Origin of the sequence: Ruegeria sp. AU67 (assembly GCF_900312795.1) — a bacterium.
In the GTDB taxonomy this organism is placed as follows: Bacteria; Pseudomonadota; Alphaproteobacteria; order Rhodobacterales; family Rhodobacteraceae; genus Ruegeria; species Ruegeria atlantica.
This window is the reverse complement of record NZ_OMPH01000028.1, coordinates 246,095-264,371: the sequence shown is the minus strand read 5'-3', so window position 1 is coordinate 264,371 and position 18,277 is coordinate 246,095. Positions and strand designations below refer to the sequence as shown.

Below are 18,277 nucleotides of genomic sequence, written 5' to 3'. Positions count from 1 at the left end.
CCTTCTCACGACACTGCTTATGCTCCCCCATAATCCCCAAAGGATACTGAACAGGCATCTCCCACCCAGCAAAATCAACCAACTTACCCCCCAACTCAACGTGCAAAGAATGCAATGGGGTGCGTTTTAAATCAGTCATATCTCTAGCCTTTCGATCAGCGAGACTGGTCACGAACGACCATGACGGTGCAATGCGCGTTGCGCACGACACGGGCCAGGTTCGGGCCAATCTCATAATTCGGGAAATCGCCTTTGGTTGACGCCATGACGATCAGATCAAAGCCGTCCTTGTAGGCCAGCTTCAGGATTTCGCGGTAGACGCTGCCTTCTTCGACATGCACTTGCACGTCAGAAGCGTTGCCGTGATCCAGTATGGCCTGAACCGCATTGCGCACGTGGTCTTTGGCACCAGCGCCGTAGTTGGCAGGCAGGTTCGGCAATTGGATGATCTCGGGGATGACGGCAACCGCATGCAGTTCGGCACCGTAGAACTTCGCCTGTTCCAGTGCGACCGGCAGAGCCAGTTTCCACGAGCGGTCGTCGGTGTGGTCAATAGGCAGCAGGATTTTCGTGGCCATCACGTCTCTCCTCGAGATATGGAATTCTATTTCAAAGGCGGGGGGCCGGAATGGCCCCCCGTATTCTTCAGGGCCGGATTATTCGGCAGGCGTGCCGCCCGGCTCTTCGGATTTGCCGCCCGAGGCAAAGAACTCTTTCGTCAGCTTGAAGACGATCGGGCTCAGCAGGGCCAGGGCGATCAGGTTCGGAATGGCCATCATGGCGTTCAGCGTATCCGCCAGCAGCCAGACAAAGCCCAGATCCGCGGTTGCGCCGAAGTAGATCGCGACAATCCACAGAACGCGGTACGGCATCAGGGATTTAACACCCAGAAGGAACTCGACGCATTTTTCGCCGTAGAACGACCAGCCGAGGATGGTTGTGAAGGCGAAGATCGACAGAGCGATTGCGATCAGAGCACCGCCACCAGGTAGCGACGTGGCGAATGCCAGCGAGGTCAAGGCCGCACCGGATTCACCGGAGGTCCATGCACCTGTAGAGATGATCGCCAGACCGGTGATCGAGCACACGATGATTGTGTCGATGAACGTACCCAGCATCGCGATCAGGCCCTGGTTGACCGGACCTTTGGTCTCGGCTGCCGCGTGAGCAATCGGGGCCGAACCCAGACCGGCTTCGTTCGAGAACACACCACGTGCCACACCAAAACGGATGGCGGCCCAGACGGCTGCACCTGCAAAGCCACCTTCGGCGGCGGACGGCGTGAAGGCGTAGGTGAAGACCAGTGAAAGCGCGTTGCCGATCTCGCCGATATTGATGATCAGAACCAGAAGACCAGCGACGATGTAAGCGATTGCCATGGCCGGAACCAGTTTACCAGCAACCGCACCGATGCGGGTGATGCCGCCCAGAATAACGGCTGCGGTCAGGACCATCAGAACAACGCCGGTGACCGAAGTGTTCACGCCGAAGTTCGATTCCAGAACCTGCGCCACGCCGTTGGCCTGCACGCCGTTTCCGATGCCAAAGGCTGCAACTGCGCCAAACAGGGCAAATGCAACGCCCAGCCAGGCCCATTTCGCGCCGAGGCCGTTTTTGATGTAGTACATCGGGCCGCCGACAAAATTGCCCAGCTCGTCTTTTTCACGGTATTTAACCGCGAGAACGGCTTCGGCATATTTGGTGGCCATGCCCACCAGGGCGGTCATCCACATCCAGAACAAAGCGCCCGGACCGCCCAGGAAGACAGCAGTGGCCACACCGGCGATGTTGCCGGTACCAATGGTTGCCGACAGCGACGTCATCAGCGCGTTGAACGGGCTGATCTGACCATCACCTTGGCCTTCGCGGCCAGCAAACAGAAGCTTGAAGCCGGTGCCGATTTTCAGGATCGGCATGAATTTCAGCCCGACCTGCAGGAAGAAGCCGACGCCAAGGATGAGGACCAGCATCAGCGGCCCCCATACGACGCCATTGATGGCTCCTACGATTGAATTTAACGCTTCCATGGTTTCCCTCCCATTTGCGTTTGGTTTATGCCCCGTTGGCGATGGCCCGCTGGCGGGCCTGCTTGAGGGCGGCAAAATCTTCGTCGGCGTGGAACGAGGAACGTGTCAGCGGCGTCGCCGACACATGCAAAAAGCCCTTGGACCTTGCGATCTGTTCCAGTTGGGCGAACTCCTCCGGTGACCAGAACCGGTCAATTGGATGGTGTTTTGGGGTCGGCTGCAGGTATTGACCCACGGTCAGAAAATCGACCTGAGCCGCGCGCAGATCGTCCATGACCTGACGCACGTCATTCAGGCTCTCGCCCAGGCCAACCATCAAGCCGGATTTCGTAAAGATTTCTGGGTTTGCGCGCTTGGCATCATCCAGAAGTCGCAGTGAAGTATAGTAGCGTGCGCCGGGGCGAACGGTCGGGTACAGGTGCGGAACGGTTTCCAGATTGTGGTTGAACACGTCCGGGGCAGCATCGAACACCACATCCGCCGCATCGCCTTTGCCCAGAAAATCGGGGGTTAGCACCTCGACCGTGGTGCCGGGGTTCTGATGACGCACGGCACGGATGGTTTGGGCGATATGTTCGGCCCCGCCGTCTGCCAGATCATCGCGGTCGACCGAGGTGATCACCACGTGGCGCAAGCCTAGTTTCTTAACCGCTGCAGCAACACGGCCCGGCTCGAACAGGTCCAGTGCATCGGGGCGTCCTGTAGAGACGTTGCAGAAGGAACAGCCGCGGGTGCAGACCTCGCCCATGATCATCATGGTGGCGTGGCGTTTGGACCAGCATTCGCCAATATTGGGGCAGGCGGCCTCTTCGCAGACCGTTGCCAGATTGTGGTCGCGCATCAGGCGGCGGGTCTCGTAATATTCGGGCCCGTCGATCTTTTTCTTGCGAATCCACTTCGGTTTTCGCGGGATGACACTGTCAGCCTTCTTGGCTTTTTCCGGGTGACGGGTGCGAAGCTGGATGGTCATCTGGCTGTTCCCTCTCAGGCGTGGATTGCGCGGCCCATGGCGTCGAGACAGGCTTCCTTGACGGCCTCGCCCATTGCCGGGTGTGCGTGACAGGTTGCGGCGACTTCGGCGGCGGTGGCGCCCTTTGCCATGGCCAGAACCAGCTCGGCGATCAGGTCACCGCCATGTGCGCCGCAGATATGCGCGCCCAGGATATTGCCATTTGGGTCGGCCAGTACTTTGACGGCTCCGTCTGTCTCGCCAGTCGAACGCGCGCGTGAGTTGGCCATGAAGGCAAACTTGCCAACCGAGTATTCGGTACCAGCCTCTTTCAGCGCTTCCTCGGTCAGACCGACCGAGGCGACTTCGGGGTCAGTATACACAACGCCCGGAACGGTGTTGTAATCCACATGACCGGCTTCACCTGCCAGCATCTCGACACAGGCGACGCCGTCTTCTTCGGCTTTGTGGGCAAGCATCGGGCCGGGGACACAGTCGCCAATCGCATAGATGCCGGGAACCGAGGTGCGGAACGACGTGTCCACCTGAATGAAGCCGCGCGAGTCGAGGGCTATCCCCAGATCTTCCAACCCAAGCCCGCGCGATACGGGGCGGCGTCCGACAGCGATCAGAACCTTGTCGGCTTCGATCACCTCTTCTTTATCTTTGCCGACCCGGTCCAATGTCAGAGTCAATCCAACGTTAGTTTTGTCGATGGTTTTCAGTGCGCGTCCCAGCTGAAACTTCAGGCCACGCTTTGACAGGGCGCGCTGTGCGAGTTTTGCTATCTCGCCGTCGATTCCGGGCAGAATGCGGTCAAGATATTCAACAACTGTGACCTTCGCGCCCAGTCGGGACCAGACCTGGCCAAGCTCCAGCCCGATAACCCCGGCACCGACGACAACCAGATGTTCGGGTACAGCGTCCAGCGCGATTGCTCCGGTCGAGCTCAGGATGTCCTGCTCGTCAATCTCGATCCCGTTTAGCGGGGTTGGCTCGGAACCGGTGGCGATCAGGATGTTTTTGGCTTCATAAACGTCTTCGCCAACTTTGACCTGCCCGTCAGAGGGGATACTGGCCCATCCCTCGATCAGATCGACGCCGTTTTTCTTGAACAGAAACGCAATGCCCTTGGTCAGATCGCCGACGATCTTGTCCTTGCGCCCCATCATCGAGCTCAGGTCGATGCTGGCCCCCTCGACAGCAATGCCATGGGAGGAGAGATGTGCAAGCTCGGCATACTTAGCCGAGGAGGTCAGCAACGCTTTGGAGGGTATGCACCCCACATTCAGACAGGTTCCGCCAAGCGAACCGCGGCCTTCAACGCAGGCGACTTTCATGCCCAGTTGTGCTGCGCGGATTGCTGCAACATATCCGCCGGGTCCGCCCCCGATGACGATTAGGTCGTAGATACTCATTGAACGGTCTTTCAGTAGATCGGGTGGCTGGCGCAGAGTGCGCGGACTTTTTCGCGGGTTTCGGCTTCGATCTTCGCGTCGCCCTCGGGGGATTGGGCCAAGGCCTCGAGCACGTCGCCGATCAGGTGACCGATCTGTTTGAACTCTTCCGGTCCAAACCCGCGGCTGCAGCCTGCTGCGGTACCCAGCCGGATACCGCTGGTCACGGTAGGTTTTTGCGGATCGCCCGGCACGCTGTTCTTGTTGCAGGTGAAACCGGCACGCTCCAGCGCGGCTTCTGCGTCTTTGCCGGTCACGCCCAGCGGGCGCAGATCGACCAGCATCAGGTGGTTTTCCGTGCCGCCCGAAACGATGTCACATCCACGCGCCATCATGACGTTTGCCAGCGCCGATGCGCTATCCACAACGCGTTGCATGTAGTCCTTGAATTCGGGCTTTAGCGCCTCGCCAAACGCGACAGCCTTACCGGCAATCACATGCATCAGGGGGCCGCCCTGAAGGCCGGGGAATACGGCCGAATTCATCTTTTTCGCCAGCGCCTCGTCATTCGTCAGAATGATCCCGCCGCGCGGACCGCGCAGGGTTTTATGTGTGGTCGAGGTAACCACATGCGCGTGGCCGATAGGCGAGGGGTGCAGCCCGGTTGCGACCAGACCGGCGATATGTGCCATATCCGCCAGCAGCCAAGCGCCGACCTCATCCGCAATGGCGCGGAAGCGGGCGAAATCGATCTTTTGCGAATAGGCGGATGCGCCAGCGATGATCAGTTGCGGCTTTTCGGCTTTCGCCAGTTCTTCGACCTGATCATAGTCAATCAGACCGGCATCGGTCAGGCCGTACTGAACCGGGCGGAACCACTTGCCGGATTGTGCTGGTTTGGCACCGTGCGTCAGGTGGCCACCCGCATCCAGTGACATGCCCAGGATTGTGTCGCCGGGGCTGAGCAGGGCCAATTTAACAGCGCCGTTTGCCTGCGCGCCCGAATGGGGTTGAACGTTGGCGTATTCGCAGCCGAACAACTGTTTCAGACGGTCGATGGCCTCGGATTCAACTTCGTCTACAAATTCGCAGCCGCCATAGTAGCGACGGCCAGGGTACCCTTCGGCGTATTTGTTGGTCAGGACTGACCCTTGCGCGTCGATCACAGCTTGCGAGACAATATTCTCGGACGCGATCAATTCGATCTGTTCAGCCTGACGTTTGCCTTCTCGCGCAATTGACGCAGCGACAACCGGATCTGCTTCGGTAAGCGACGTTTTGAACATGGTTTCCTCCTCAGGCACCGAATCCTCAGTACGAAATTTTGTTTCCTATAGTGGAATTCGTGCAGCTAAAGCAACATATATCTCACATTTGTGAAGTTGTGTGGTTTGAGGGAATTCTGTAACCTCCGGTAAAACAGGGAGATATTTATGGGCGACGAGACTCGCGGTGATGTTTCCTCACCGGAAGATCAGGACGAAGGTGAGGTTCTGGGGCGTTCCATCCGCGATGCACGACGTGCAAAAGGCTGGACTTTGGAGGAAGCCGGACGCGCGGCGGGAATCGGTCGGTCTACCCTGTCGAAGATCGAGAACAACCAGACGCGGCCAAGTTTCGACATCGTGCGCAGGCTGACACAGGCGCTGGATATGAGCACCCCTCAGCTGTTTCTGCAGTCCGGGCAATCGGGGATTTCGGGAAGGCGCGACTTTACCCCGAAAGGTGAAGGCGAGATAAAAAGCACACCGACCTATTTGCACGAATTGCTGTGTCCCGAGCTGACCAGCAAGCGGATGCTGCCCTATATCGCGACAATCAAAGCCCGCGACCTGTCAGAGTTCGAAAACTGGATCCGGCATACGGGTGAAGAGTTCATGTATGTCATCAGTGGCGAGCTGATCTTTGTATCAGAGCATTATCGCCCGCTGCCGATGAAGGCTGGTGACTCGCTTTATTATGACAGCGGGATGGGGCACGGGTGCATTTCAACCAGTGAGGAAGATGCGAAGGTGCTGTGGGTGTCACTCGAATAAGCGCGACGCACAAGGCATGAATAAAAGCGGCCCCAGCGGCCGCTTTTTTGTAGGATAAGGCGGTCACTGGGTCAGGTGTGGCCCAGTACCTTGCGGGCAACGCGGAAACACTCCAGCGCTTGCGGGACGCCACAGTAGATGCCAATCACGTGGATGATGGCTCGGATTTCCTCGGGCGAGACTCCGTTGTTGATCGCGCCTTTGCAGTGAATTTCCCATTCATGCATTTTGCCCAACGCGCCGATCATGGACAGGTTCATCATCGATCGCGTTTTGGCATCGATCACGTCATCGCCCCAGCCAAACCCCCAGCACCAAGCTGTCATGGCCTCTTGAAACGGGCGGGTAAAGTCATCGGCCGCCGCCAGGTTCTTTTCCACATATTCCGCACCAAGCGTGTTCTTGCGCTGCTCCAGGCCTTTCAGGAACAGGTCTTCGTCGAAAATATCAGCCATCTATGGTCTCCGGTTCTTCATCGCTTTGCGCGGTGTTCATAAATGCGATCATAATGTGGGTTCGTTTTGAACTGTACCCGTTCGATCCGATCCTGCAGGTCACTTTTGGGCGCGCACAGATTACTCCACCGCCTCGCGCATCCATTGTTGCAACCGGGCAATTGAGTGTTCCGACATCACCCCACAACTGGGGTCCAGCACGAGCGGACCGGGGCGATACCCGCGGGATTTCAGGCCGCGATGGACGCTTTCAACCAGATGGATGTCTTCCTCGACTGTGGTCTCTCGGTCCTGCACGGCCAGTTGTCGGATCACCGCGCTTTCGGATCCACCTTCGGTGTACCAGCCGCGCCAGACGGTGCAGTGATCGGCATCAATGGCGCGCCAGTGATAGGTGTTCAGCACATTGCCGGGATAGCATTGGAACGAGAACATCGGCCACAGGAACCATGACTGGTAGTCGCCCGCATGTGGCACCGACAGGTCGACCGGGTAGGTCATCTTGTCGAGGCTTTGGCATTCGGTCGTATGGCGCAGCACGTAACCGCCGTCTGCATCGGGTTGGATGTCATAGGTCTCGGGCTTGACCACACCCTCGGCAAAAGTCGGGTGGTTGGTCGGGCAATGATAGCACTCCGAGTAATTCTCAATACTGACCTTCCAATTGCAGTTTTCCGGGATTTCGACCCATTCCAGCGGTTCCAGATCGTCGACATGAGGGACAAAGGCGCGGATTTCTTCGCGCACGCCGGGATACCAGTCGTCCATAGGGGCGGCGTTGTCGTCGAGGTTGACGAAGATGAATCCGCTGAACACCTCGGTCCGAACCGAAATCAGGCAGATGGCGCTGCGGTCAAAGCCCGGAACGGATTTGATATTGGGTCCGGCGCGTAATTGGCCTGACAGCTCATAAGTCCACGCGTGATAGGGGCAGACCACGACGCGGGTGTTGCCAGCGCCTGTTACCATCTCATGTGCGCGATGCTGGCACACGTTATAGAACGTTCGAATTTCGCCGTCTCGGCCCCGAATGCAGAACAGGTTTTGCCCAGCGATTTCAAAAGCAAAGTAATCGCCCGATACCCGAACCTGCGCCACATGCCCGGCGAATTGCCACGTTCGGGACAGAAGCCCCTGCATCTCCTGCGCGAAAATCGCGGGGTCGGTATAATACTGCGCGTCCAGTGAATGCGTCAGAGGTGCGTTCATTCGGGTTCCTCCGTGTAGAGGCCAAGCTGGTGACGACGTTGGTGAAATCGTTCCACCCGCTCGACGATCTCATCGCTGGACACGGCGATCACAAAGGACAGCAGCGTTTCTAGCAAGGCGATGGTCGAAACCGAGGACGGAAAGAACTGTGGTGTGTCGGCGGCAACGACAAAACCGTGCTGTGCGTTCAGGATCACCGGGCTGGCCGGGCTGTCGGAAATGCCAATGACGGTCATTCCCTGTTGCCGCGCCAGTTTGATCGCGTCGATGACTTCGGTGCGGTAAGGGTGGCAGGTGATCGCGATCAGTACGTCTTGCTCATCCGCCCAAGCCAGATCGTCGACTGGGGTCGAGCCGGGGCGCGGGATGGCGTGAAACTGCTTCATGCCGGTTGAGGCCAGATAGGTGAAATTTCGCGCGTTAGAATTGTTAACGCCAACGCCCAGTGTGAAAATCTGGCGACAATTCCAGATTTCCTCGGCCGCGGCCTTCAGCTTTGCGGCGTCGATCCCGGCAAAGGTTTCTTCGATATTGCGGATCGCGGCGCCGATCATATCGGCATAGAGGCCGCCCAGTTCGCCTGACTTGCCGATGTCCTGCAACCAGCGGGCGCGGTCCGGAAATGACACACGTCCCTGCCGGATCGCATCCCGAAACGGGGCGCGGAAATCTTCGTAGCCTTCGAACCCCACCTGCTGGGCCATCCGCACGAAGGTGTTCGGTTTTACTCTGGCGGCCTCGGCAATCTCGCGCACGGTTGAAACCCCAACGTCCGTTGGGTTTTCCAGCACGTAGCGCGCGGCCTTCTGCGCCTCGGGCGTCAGGGCGTCCCATTCTTCGGACAAGCGTTCCAGAACAGTTGGTGATACATTTGTGTCATTCATGATTGACGATGGTACATTTGTGGAATTAGCCTGTCGAGCAGAAACGCGACTCGGGAGAGGAAAAATCATGTCCGAGAAGAATCTGCCGTCCCATTCCCGCGTGGTGATTGTCGGTGGCGGCGTCATGGGGGTCGGTCTGGCCTATCATCTGGCGCACGAAGGCTGGGGCGACGACACCGTCCTGCTTGAAAAGGCTGAGCTGACCAGTGGCAGCACTTGGCACGCCGCTGGGCAGATCACGCATTCGACATCCAGTTTTGGGTTGGGCAAATGCGTCGACTACAACATCGGTTTGTATTCCGGCCTGCTGGAGGCTGAGACCGGCCAGCCGGTGACATGGCATGGGTGCGGGTCTTTCCGTCTGGCCTATACCGAGGACGAGATGGACTGGCTGCGTCACACGCTGTCTGTAGGCCGGTCGCTGGGGTTCAACATTGAACTGGTCGGACCTGAAAAGGTGGGCGAACTGCACCCGTTCTACAATCTCGAAGGCGTTCTGGGTGCACTGCACACGCCTGATGACGGGCATGTGGACCCGACCAACGTCACCATGGCGATGGCAACCGGGGCGCGTCAGAAGGGCGTGCGCATTTTCCGCAATTGCCGCGCCACCAACATCACGCAGGCCGCGAATGGCGAATGGGTGGTTGAGACAGAACAGGGCACCATCATGTGCGAGCATGTGGTGAACGCTGGCGGCACCTATGCACGTCAGATGGGCGAATGGTCCGGGCTGCAATTGCCTATGACTTCGATGACGCACCATTACTTCGTGACCGAGCCGGTGCCGGAGTTTCAGAACCTGGACAAGGAACTGCCGGTGATCCGCGATGATCGCAATGTCTCGGGCTATATCCGGATGGAGCAGCAGCGCGGCCTGATCGGGATTTACGAGAAAGAGAACCCGAACTCGGTCTGGCATGACCATTGCCCATGGGAATATGAGAACTGGTTGTTCGACGCGGATTACGACCGGGTGATGCCGTGGCTTGAAGAAAGCCTGAACCGCATGCCGCTTTTTGCGGATCTAGGAATTCAGCGCGACGTGCACGGTGCGATCTCGCACCCGCCCGATGGCAACCCGCTGATTGGGCCTGCGCCGGGCGTTCGGAATTACTGGTGCTGCTGTGGGACCCAAATTGGTATTGGCTGGGGGCCGGGTCTGACCCGCGAGTTGGCACGCTGGATGGTGCATGGGGCCGCCGATATCTCGATGCGTGACTTCGACCCGCGCCGCTTCGGCAACTATGCCACCAAGGATTGGCAAGTGATCAAGGCCGAGGAAGACTACTGCCTGCGCCACGAAATTCCCTTTCCCCATTTCAACCGTTTGGAGGGGCGGCTGATCAAACCGTCGCCGCTGTACGAGTTGCTGAATTCCAAAGGGGCGGTGCATGAAGAGGTTTATGGCTTCGAACGCCCCCGCTGGTTCGCGCGGGATGAGGTCGAGCAGCGTGATCACTACTCCTTCCGCCGGACCCCTGCGGATGACATGGTCGCGGCTGAGGTCAAAGCTGTGCGCGAACGCGTGGGCATCATGGACGTGACCGCCTTCACCAAGGTCGAAGTCTCAGGGCCGGACGCCCATACCCTGCTGGACCGGCTGACCGCCAACCGGATGCCGCAAAAGGTCGGCTCAATCACGCTGACTCATATGCTGAACCGCCGTGGTCGGATCGAGTTGGAGACAACAATCGTCCGCATGGCCGAAGACCGCTTCTATCTGGTCTGTGCGGCTTTCTTTGAACAGCGCCTGCTGGATCATCTGGCGCAGCAGCGCGCGGATGAGGACGTGCAGATCACCGCTCTATCCTCTGACTGGTCAGCCCTGTCGCTGAATGGCCCTCGGTCACGGGATGTGCTGGCGCGTTGCACCGGTGCTGATTTAACAAATGCCGGGTTCCGCTGGCTGTCCGCGCAGGAATTCAACATCGCAGGCCATAAGATCTGGGCCTTCCGCATGTCCTACGCTGGTGAGTTGGGCTGGGAACTGCACATGCCTAACGCCGCCTGCCTCGACGTCTACAACGCGCTTTGGGTAGCGGGTGAGCCGTACGGCATCACCGACTATGGCAGCTTTGCCATGAACGTGATGCGGATGGAGAAGGGTTTCAAAGGCGCAGGTGAGCTGACCAACGAAGTTACTTTGGCCGAAGCCGATGTGCTGCGCTTTGCCCGCACCGACAAAGAGTATCTGGGCAAGGACAAGACCCTGAATGCTGATCTGCCGTGGGTCTGCGCTTACGTCGAGATCGAGCCGGATGGTGAGATTGACGGGCATGGCGGTGAAGCGGTCATGTTGAACGGCAAAGTCGTGGGCTCGACCGCCTCGGTGGCTTATGGCCATACCGTGGGCAAAATCCTCGCCTTTGCCTACATCAAACCTGAGGCGGCCACTGCCGGGACCGAGCTGCAAGTTGTAGTTCATGGCAAACCGCGCGCAGCCCGTGTCCTGGGCGAACCAGCCTATGATCCCGAAAGCCTGCTGCCACGCACCGACGCTGTATTGGAGACCGCCTGATGAGCCTGCCTGATAAAATGAAAGCCATGGTCACAATGGGCCACGGCGGTTTGGAGAAAATGGTATTGCATGAGGACTGGCCGTGCCCTGAACCCGCCGCCGGAGAGGTGCTGATCAAGGTTGCGGCCTGCGGCCTGAACAACACCGATGTGAACACACGATCGGGCTGGTATTCCAAAACGGTGACAGACGCGACCACTGGTGGAGCGTTCGAAGAGGTTGGCGAAGAGGATCCCACTTGGGGCGGCAATCCTATCACCTTCCCTCGCATTCAGGGCGCTGACATCTGCGGTCACATCGTGGCCGTAGGCGAAGGAGTTGATCCCAGGCTGATCGGCGAACGTGTCATCACCGATGGCTGGCTGCGCGACCCGTCTGATCCGGGCAATAAGGACAAAACGGGTTATTTCGGCTCGGAACGGGACGGTGGATTCGCCGAATACGCCACGACCCTGGCGGTTAACGCGGTGCCGATCCGGTCCGACCTGTCGGATGCCGAACTGGCCACGTTCTCGTGTTCCTATTCGACCGCCGAAGGCATGCTGACCCGCTCAAATGTAACTGACACTGACACCGTTCTGGTGCCCGGAGCCTCGGGCGGAGTTGGCGGTGCCTTGGTGCAACTGGCCAAACGCCGGGGTGCACGGGTGATCGCGATGGCGTCGGACGCAAAACACGCAGACGTTGCCGAACTGGGTGCCGACAAAATCTTGTCTCGTGCCCCGGAAAATCTGCGCGCGGCGCTTGGCGATGAAAAGGTCACCGTTGTGGCCGATGTGGTTGGTGGTCCCTACTGGCCAAACCTGATCGACGTTCTGGAGCGCGGCGGGCGGTACACCTGCTCGGGCGCGATTGCCGGGCCCATGGTCGAATTCGATCTGCGCACGTTCTACCTGCGTGATCTGACCTTCACCGGCTCTACTGTGATTGACCCCCAGGTGATGCGTAACATCGTTCAGTATATCGAGGCCGGTGAGATCAAGCCCGCCCTGGCCGCGACCTATCCCCTGGAAGAGTTGCGCGAGGCACAAGCCGCGTTCATTGCCAAGCAGCACACCGGCAACATCGTGGTGATCCCATGACGATGGGCGACGTTCTCGAAGCTGCCCGACAGCTGCATCAATCACATCCTGAGCTTTCAGAATTCGGAGCTTGGCCTGATGACCTGACGCCAACGGATCAGGAGCCAAACCAAATCCCTGCCGTTGAACTGATTCAGCGGACCGGTTTCCGGACCGGGGATGTAACGCGATCCCTTTCAGACGCGATCAGGGCAACCGCACATCTGGCGCAGTGGAAACACACCTATACTGAGGAAGAGGTCGGTGCCGATTTTCTTAACCGCTATGGCTATTATGAGCTGTTCGGCCCAACCGGACATTTCCACTCGACCCAAATGCGCGGCTACGTCGCTTACTGGGGGGCGGGTCTGGATTATGATTGGCACAGCCATCAGGCCGAAGAACTCTATCTGATTGTAGGCGGCGGGGCGATGTTTCGCGTCGAAGAAGACGAGACTTATGTCGGCCCCAACCAGACACGACATCACCGAAGCTGGCAAAGCCACGCAATGACAACAACCGACGAGCCAATTCTGGCTTTCGTTCTTTGGCGAGGACAAGGATTGAACGACTTGCCACAAATGGATGCGGCATGAAAATCATTCCCGTACATGTCTGTTCATCCCAATGTGGGCGGGCATTTGTTGCGAAATGGCCCAGTATTCCGATTGAGGAGTTCCGTCTATGAGACCGCAAGCCGTAGCCACTCAGATGATTGATGACGCCCGCGTGCGTGTGACGCAATTTGACTTTGCACCGGGGGCCGAAACGGGATGGCATCGTCACGAAATGGACTACGTCATCACCGCCGTAACCGATTGCCATATGCGGCTGGAACTGCCCGATGGTTCGGTCAATGAAGTAACGGTTGCTGCGGGAGTAACTTATCGTCGCGACGAGGGTGTCGAACACAACTTGATCAATGCCGGGGACGCGCCGATGACCTTTGTTGAAATGGAACTAAAATGAAAATCACCCGTCTCTCGGTCTACCATGTCGACCTACCACTTGAGCATCCCTACTGGTTATCCAGTGGCCGGCTGAAGTTCGACGTGCTGGATGCAACGTTGGTCAAAATCGAAACCGATACGGGTCTAATCGGCTGGGGCGAGGGTACTCCGTGGGGCCACACATATGTCCCGGCACACGGGCCGGGTGTTCGCGCCGGGATTGAGACGATGGCGCCATTCATTCTTGGCCTTGATCCGCGACGGGTGCTGGACGTCGAACGGGCGATGGATATCGCTCTGCCCGGCCATCTTTATGCCAAAAGCCCCATAGATATGGCTTGCTGGGATATTGCGGGTCAGGCCGCTGGTCTGCCAATTGCCGATCTGATGGGCGGCGGATCACGCACACCGCGCCCGATTGCCTCGTCTGTCGGTGCGAAGACCGTCGAAGAAACGCGCGAAGTGATGGAACGCTATCGCAGCCGCGGCTACGTTGCGCATTCGGTTAAAATCGGTGGGGATGTAGAACGCGACATTGCCCGCGTCCGTGACGTGGAAAGCATCCGACGCCCCGGCGAGATCGTCCTTTATGACGTCAACCGTGGCTGGACCCGGCAGCAAGCCCTGCGGGTGATGAGCGCCTGTGAGGATTTGAACGTGATGTTTGAACAGCCCTGCGAGTCGCTGGACGATATCGCCGCGATCGCGGGCCGCCATGCCTCACCCGTTTCGGTGGATGAAAGTCTTGTGACCCTGCAAGACGCCGCCCGCATTGCCCGCGAAGGGTTGGCTGAAGTGTTCGGAATAAAGCTGAACCGTGTCGGTGGCCTGACCAAGGCGGCACGGATGCGGGACATCGCGTTAGCGCATAGAATCGACATGTTCGTGATGGCCACCGGCGGTTCGGTTCTGGCCGATACCGAGGCGCTGCATCTGGCTGCGACAATTCCGGATGAAAATTGTCACGCCGTCTGGGCGTGTCAGGACATGATCACCGTCGATGTCGCTGGTGGGCGAGGCCCCCGGAATATCGACGGCCACCTGCATTTGCCGAAAACGCCGGGACTTGGTGTGCACCCTGACGAAGATGCGTTGGGCGATCCCGTCGGGGTTTATCATTGAGGATCATCAGGATAACGCTCTGGGCCGTCGATCTGACGAGTCATGAGACCTATCACATGGCTGAGGGTAAGACCTGCGCGACCGTGACCTCTCATATCCTGTGCCTTGAGACAGATACAGGCCTGAGGGGTTGGGGCGAGGTCTGCCCGATCCCGCATTACCTGCCAGCGTTTGCGGGCGGAGTGCCGGGCGCAGTAACAGAGATGGGCCGCGAGATTCTGGGCATGTCCCCTTTCGGGGTAGATGCGCCGATGAGAAAGCTGGACGGGTTCCTGCAGGGGCATCTCTATGCCAAGTCTCTCGCCGACATCGCGCTTTGGGATTTGTTCGGGCATGCAACGGGCCAGCCGGTCTATGCGCTGTTGGGTGGGCGGACGCGGAAGGACATGCCGCTGTACCACTCGATCACCTGCGTCGCGCCGGATGATATGGCGCGGATCGCTAAGACGGCTTACCAGACCGGCATTCGCCAGTTTCAGGTCAAGCTGGGGGTCGAAGGCGACTGGCAGGCCGATGCCGAGCGATTGACCAAAGTGCGTGAGGCCGTGGGACTGGGGCCTCTGGTTTATGGCGACTGGAACTGCGGTGCGTCACGCCTGCAAGCTACGCGAACGGGCAGGGCGGTGGCCCACTTGGATGTGATGCTAGAACAGCCCTGCAAAACACTTGAGGACTGTGCGGCGGTTCGGCAGGCCACTGGATTGCCAATGAAAATCGATGAGAACGCCCATGATTTGGCGTCGCTGCGGCGCGCGCATGAGTTGGGCTGCATGGATGCCGTCGCTTTGAAACTGTCTAAGTTTGGCGGGTTGTCGGCCATGCGCCGGGCGCGTGATCTGACTGTGCATTTCGGGGCCGAAATCTGTGCCGAATGTACCTGGGGCTCGGATATAGTCACCGCCGCTTCGCTGCATTTTGCGGCCTCGACCCCGCACGGGTCACTGATGAACACGTGCGACCTGTCATCTTATGTGTCACCCCGCATTTGTCCCGACGCACCAAACCGTGAAAACGGCCGGATTGCCCCGCCCGACGGACCGGGGTTAGGTGTTGTGCCAGACCCAGAGGTTCTTGGTCCGCCAATTTTGGAGATCGTTTGAGATGCTGAAAATCAACACCCAATCCGAATGGATCGCCCGCGCGAATGAGGCACTGCCCGCCGGTGGGTTTGGTAATTTCGATCCCGGAATCATCATCGCGCGCGGCGAGGGCAGCCATGTCTGGGATGAAGACGGCAATGAATATGTGGACTACCTGATCGGTTCGGGCCCGATGTTGCTGGGCCATGGTCACGCCGAAGTCATAGAAGCCGTGCTGGAACAGCTGCCCAAGGGTATGACTTTCTTTGCCAACAACGCCCGGGGCATCGAACTGGCCGAGGCCATCGTTGACGCGGTGCCGTGTTGCGAGCAGGTCCGCTTTGTCGCTGCGGGGGGGGAGGCTGATATGTACGCCATTCGTCTGGCCCGTGCCTATACTGGCCGTAGCAAGATCCTGAAATTCGAAGGCGGCTATCACGGGATGAGCGCCGAGGCACAGATGAGTCTGGCCCCCAGCCGCCACGTCAACTTCCCAAAGGCGGTCCCGGACAGCGCGGGCATTCCGGACAGCGTGGCCGAGCAGATGCTGATCGCGCCTTTCAATGATCTGGAAGCCGTTGCCAACCTGCTGGCCGAGCATGATGACGTTGCCGCGATCATGGTTGAGCCGTTACAACGAATTGTCCCTCCGGCACCCGGATACCTTCAGGGATTGCGCGATCTCTGCGACAAACACAATGTCCTGTTGATTTTCGATGAAATCGTCACTGGATTCCGTTTGGCCTATGGCGGTGCGCAAGAGAAATATGGCGTAACGCCCGATATCTGCACCTTGGGCAAAATCATCGGCGGCGGCTTCCCTTTGGCCGCGCTGGGCGCAAGCGCCGAGATCATGCAGCATTTCGACAAAGCGAAAGTTGGCGAGGAAGGCTGGCTGATGCAGTTGGGCACGCTGTCGGGTAACCCCGTCGCTTCGGCTGCCGGGTTGAAGACAATGGAGGTTTTGCGTCGCGACGGCATGTATGACCATCTGCGTGAAATCGGCGCCGAGCTTCAGCAGATGCAGATGGATGCGCTGACCGGGGCTGGCATCCCGCATCAGATCTGCGGGGACGAAACGCTGTTCGACATCTATTTCACCGATACGGACTGTCGGGACTACCGCAGCGCCAAACATGAAGACCCCCGACGTAACGCCGTCTACAACGATTCGCTGCGCGCACATGGGATTTTTAAAGCCCCCGGCAAACTCTATCCGTCTCTGGCTGTGACCCAAGCAGATCTGGATCAGACGCGGATGGCCGTTGAGAAAGCGGTTCAGGCGATCAGCGCAGCCTGAGGGTCAAAAAGGCCATAAAATTAAGCGGGCCGCTGTCATTACTGACAGCGGCCCTAACTGGTTGGATTTCAGGGTCTGGTCTCGCCCCCTCGAATACCACTTAAAAGAGAACGGACTAAAAAAACTTTCGACTATTTCGAGACCGACCCGACTTCACAACCGGTATGAATACTTTATGCGCCATCGACGGCACTGCCTCAGTGAAGTAGTTCACTTTCATAAACTTTTTTATTTTTTCCAATCAAAAAAGCCCGGGCCTGCCTGTTTCAGCAATGATTCTGCCATGGCGCGACCTATTTCCGGGCCATCTGCGATCGACCCTGAGGTGTCCTCGGATATGGATTCGGATCCATCGGGGCGCAAAACCTCACCGCGCAGGCGTAGTTGATCACCTTTTATTTCTGCCAAACCCGCGATCGGCGTTTCGCAAGAGCCGTCCAAAGCAGCCAGTAATGCGCGTTCTGCAGCCAATCGCTGCGCGGTCTCAGCATGGTGGACGGCCTCGAGCATTTCGGCCGCACGGGAATCATCGCCACGGCGTTCGATGCCGATCGTGCCTTGGGCAATGGCGGGCAGCATATCTTCGGCGGCGATGGCGGTTGCGGGAACCTCCTCCATATTCAGGCGCCGGATGCCGGCCATGGCCAGAAACGTGCAATCGGCCACACCATCTGCCAGCTTCTTAAGGCGCGTTTGAACATTGCCCCGAAACTCGACCACGTTCAGGTCCGGGCGACGGTTCAACAATTGTGCCCGCCGCCGCAGCGATGAGGTGCCCACAACTGCACCCTGCGCGAGGTCACGGATCGAGCTCAGGCTGGGTGAGATAAAGGCGTCGCGCACATCTTCGCGCGGCAGAAACGTGTCCAGGATCAGACCTTTTGGCTGTTCAACCGGCATGTCCTTGGTTGAATGCACCGCGATGTCGATATCTCCGCGCAGCATCGCCTCTTCGATTTCCTTGGTGAACAGGCCCTTGTTGCCAATCTCTTTCAGCGGGCGGTCCGCATCAATCATCGCGCGGTTGTCGCCAGTGGTCTTGATCACCACAATCTCAAACGCGTCTTCGGGCAGGTCAAAGGCTTTGCCCAGTCGCTCACGGGTTTCATAAGCTTGCGCCAGCGCCAGCGGTGAGCCACGAGTGCCGATTTTGAGCGGTGATGCGGGGGTTGGCAGGGTCAGTGTCATATGCACAGCTTTAGTCGCGTCACATTGCCCTGACAATGGGGGCAGACCTTGACAAATTGACGCCGAAGGCAGACCCGTTTGCCGCAAACCAGACGAGTG

General features: G+C 58.6%; 17 protein-coding genes and 1 pseudogene. 8 read left to right on the top strand and 10 right to left on the bottom strand.

Going from position 1 to position 18,277, the window contains the following annotated elements:
- From gcvT to glyA, 6 genes and pseudogenes are all read right to left on the bottom strand, one after another.
- A pseudogene (gcvT, locus tag DK510_RS16495) lies at nt 1–139 on the bottom strand (glycine cleavage system aminomethyltransferase GcvT); the annotation flags it as partial.
- A gap of 16 nt (nt 140–155) precedes the next feature.
- Nucleotides 156–578, bottom strand: coding sequence for a universal stress protein (locus DK510_RS16490; protein ID WP_058273652.1), 423 nt, complete (start codon nt 576–578; stop codon nt 156–158).
- A gap of 78 nt (nt 579–656) precedes the next feature.
- Complete coding sequence (locus DK510_RS16485) at nt 657–2,027, bottom strand: sodium:alanine symporter family protein (protein ID WP_108860658.1); 1,371 nt, start codon at nt 2,025–2,027, stop codon at nt 657–659.
- A gap of 25 nt (nt 2,028–2,052) precedes the next feature.
- Nucleotides 2,053–2,997, bottom strand: a complete 945-nt coding sequence (lipA, locus tag DK510_RS16480; RefSeq protein ID WP_109312994.1) for a lipoyl synthase — start codon at nt 2,995–2,997, stop codon at nt 2,053–2,055.
- A gap of 14 nt (nt 2,998–3,011) precedes the next feature.
- Nucleotides 3,012–4,394 (bottom strand): dihydrolipoyl dehydrogenase, encoded by a 1,383-nt coding sequence (gene lpdA, locus DK510_RS16475; RefSeq protein WP_109312993.1) that lies wholly within the window; start codon nt 4,392–4,394, stop codon nt 3,012–3,014.
- 11 nt (nt 4,395–4,405) lie between these two features.
- On the bottom strand, nt 4,406–5,659 hold the full coding sequence (gene glyA, locus DK510_RS16470; RefSeq protein WP_108860661.1) for a serine hydroxymethyltransferase: 1,254 nt from the start codon (nt 5,657–5,659) through the stop codon (nt 4,406–4,408).
- Nucleotides 5,660–5,806: 147 nt separating this feature from the next.
- On the opposite strand from glyA, the gene DK510_RS16465 reads away from it, so the two are divergent.
- On the top strand, nt 5,807–6,409 hold the full coding sequence (locus DK510_RS16465) for a helix-turn-helix domain-containing protein (RefSeq protein WP_058273647.1): 603 nt from the start codon (nt 5,807–5,809) through the stop codon (nt 6,407–6,409).
- A 71-nt stretch (nt 6,410–6,480) separates the two neighbouring features.
- On the opposite strand, the gene DK510_RS16460 is transcribed toward DK510_RS16465, so the two are convergent.
- From DK510_RS16460 to DK510_RS16450, 3 genes are all read right to left on the bottom strand, one after another.
- Entirely contained in the window at nt 6,481–6,864 is a 384-nt protein-coding gene (locus DK510_RS16460) for a carboxymuconolactone decarboxylase family protein (RefSeq protein ID WP_058273646.1), read from the bottom strand.
- A gap of 120 nt (nt 6,865–6,984) precedes the next feature.
- Entirely contained in the window at nt 6,985–8,073 is a 1,089-nt protein-coding gene (locus DK510_RS16455) for an aromatic ring-hydroxylating dioxygenase subunit alpha (RefSeq protein ID WP_109312992.1), read from the bottom strand.
- Nucleotides 8,070–8,957: a MurR/RpiR family transcriptional regulator gene (locus DK510_RS16450; RefSeq protein ID WP_109312991.1), complete on the bottom strand. Its 888-nt coding sequence runs from the start codon at nt 8,955–8,957 to the stop codon at nt 8,070–8,072. The genes DK510_RS16455 and DK510_RS16450 overlap by 4 nt, the downstream gene beginning before the upstream one ends.
- Before the next feature lie 67 nt (nt 8,958–9,024).
- On the opposite strand from DK510_RS16450, the gene DK510_RS16445 reads away from it, so the two are divergent.
- The 7 genes from DK510_RS16445 to DK510_RS16415 all read left to right on the top strand — a co-directional run bounded on the left by DK510_RS16445 (nt 9,025) and on the right by DK510_RS16415 (nt 16,990).
- Complete coding sequence (locus DK510_RS16445; protein WP_109312990.1) at nt 9,025–11,478, top strand: FAD-dependent oxidoreductase; 2,454 nt, start codon at nt 9,025–9,027, stop codon at nt 11,476–11,478.
- Nucleotides 11,478–12,560, top strand: a complete 1,083-nt coding sequence (locus DK510_RS16440) for an alcohol dehydrogenase family protein (protein ID WP_234999108.1) — start codon at nt 11,478–11,480, stop codon at nt 12,558–12,560. Before DK510_RS16445 ends, DK510_RS16440 begins: the two co-directional genes overlap by 1 nt.
- Nucleotides 12,557–13,135: a dimethylsulfonioproprionate lyase family protein gene (locus DK510_RS16435; protein WP_109312989.1), complete on the top strand. Its 579-nt coding sequence runs from the start codon at nt 12,557–12,559 to the stop codon at nt 13,133–13,135. The genes DK510_RS16440 and DK510_RS16435 overlap by 4 nt, the downstream gene beginning before the upstream one ends.
- Before the next feature lie 88 nt (nt 13,136–13,223).
- Entirely contained in the window at nt 13,224–13,508 is a 285-nt protein-coding gene (locus DK510_RS16430; protein ID WP_234999106.1) for a cupin domain-containing protein, read from the top strand.
- Nucleotides 13,505–14,611: a mandelate racemase/muconate lactonizing enzyme family protein gene (locus DK510_RS16425; protein WP_109312988.1), complete on the top strand. Its 1,107-nt coding sequence runs from the start codon at nt 13,505–13,507 to the stop codon at nt 14,609–14,611. Before DK510_RS16430 ends, DK510_RS16425 begins: the two co-directional genes overlap by 4 nt.
- On the top strand, nt 14,608–15,711 hold the full coding sequence (locus DK510_RS16420; protein ID WP_109312987.1) for a mandelate racemase/muconate lactonizing enzyme family protein: 1,104 nt from the start codon (nt 14,608–14,610) through the stop codon (nt 15,709–15,711). The genes DK510_RS16425 and DK510_RS16420 overlap by 4 nt, the downstream gene beginning before the upstream one ends.
- Before the next feature lies 1 nt (nt 15,712).
- Entirely contained in the window at nt 15,713–16,990 is a 1,278-nt protein-coding gene (locus DK510_RS16415) for an aspartate aminotransferase family protein (RefSeq protein WP_109312986.1), read from the top strand.
- A 228-nt stretch (nt 16,991–17,218) separates the two neighbouring features.
- Here DK510_RS16415 and hemC read toward each other — a convergent pair whose 3' ends face one another.
- A complete protein-coding gene (hemC, locus tag DK510_RS16410) occupies nt 17,219–18,178 on the bottom strand; it encodes a hydroxymethylbilane synthase (protein ID WP_109312985.1) in 960 nt (319 codons plus the stop codon).
- Nucleotides 18,179–18,277: the final 99 nt, after the last annotated feature.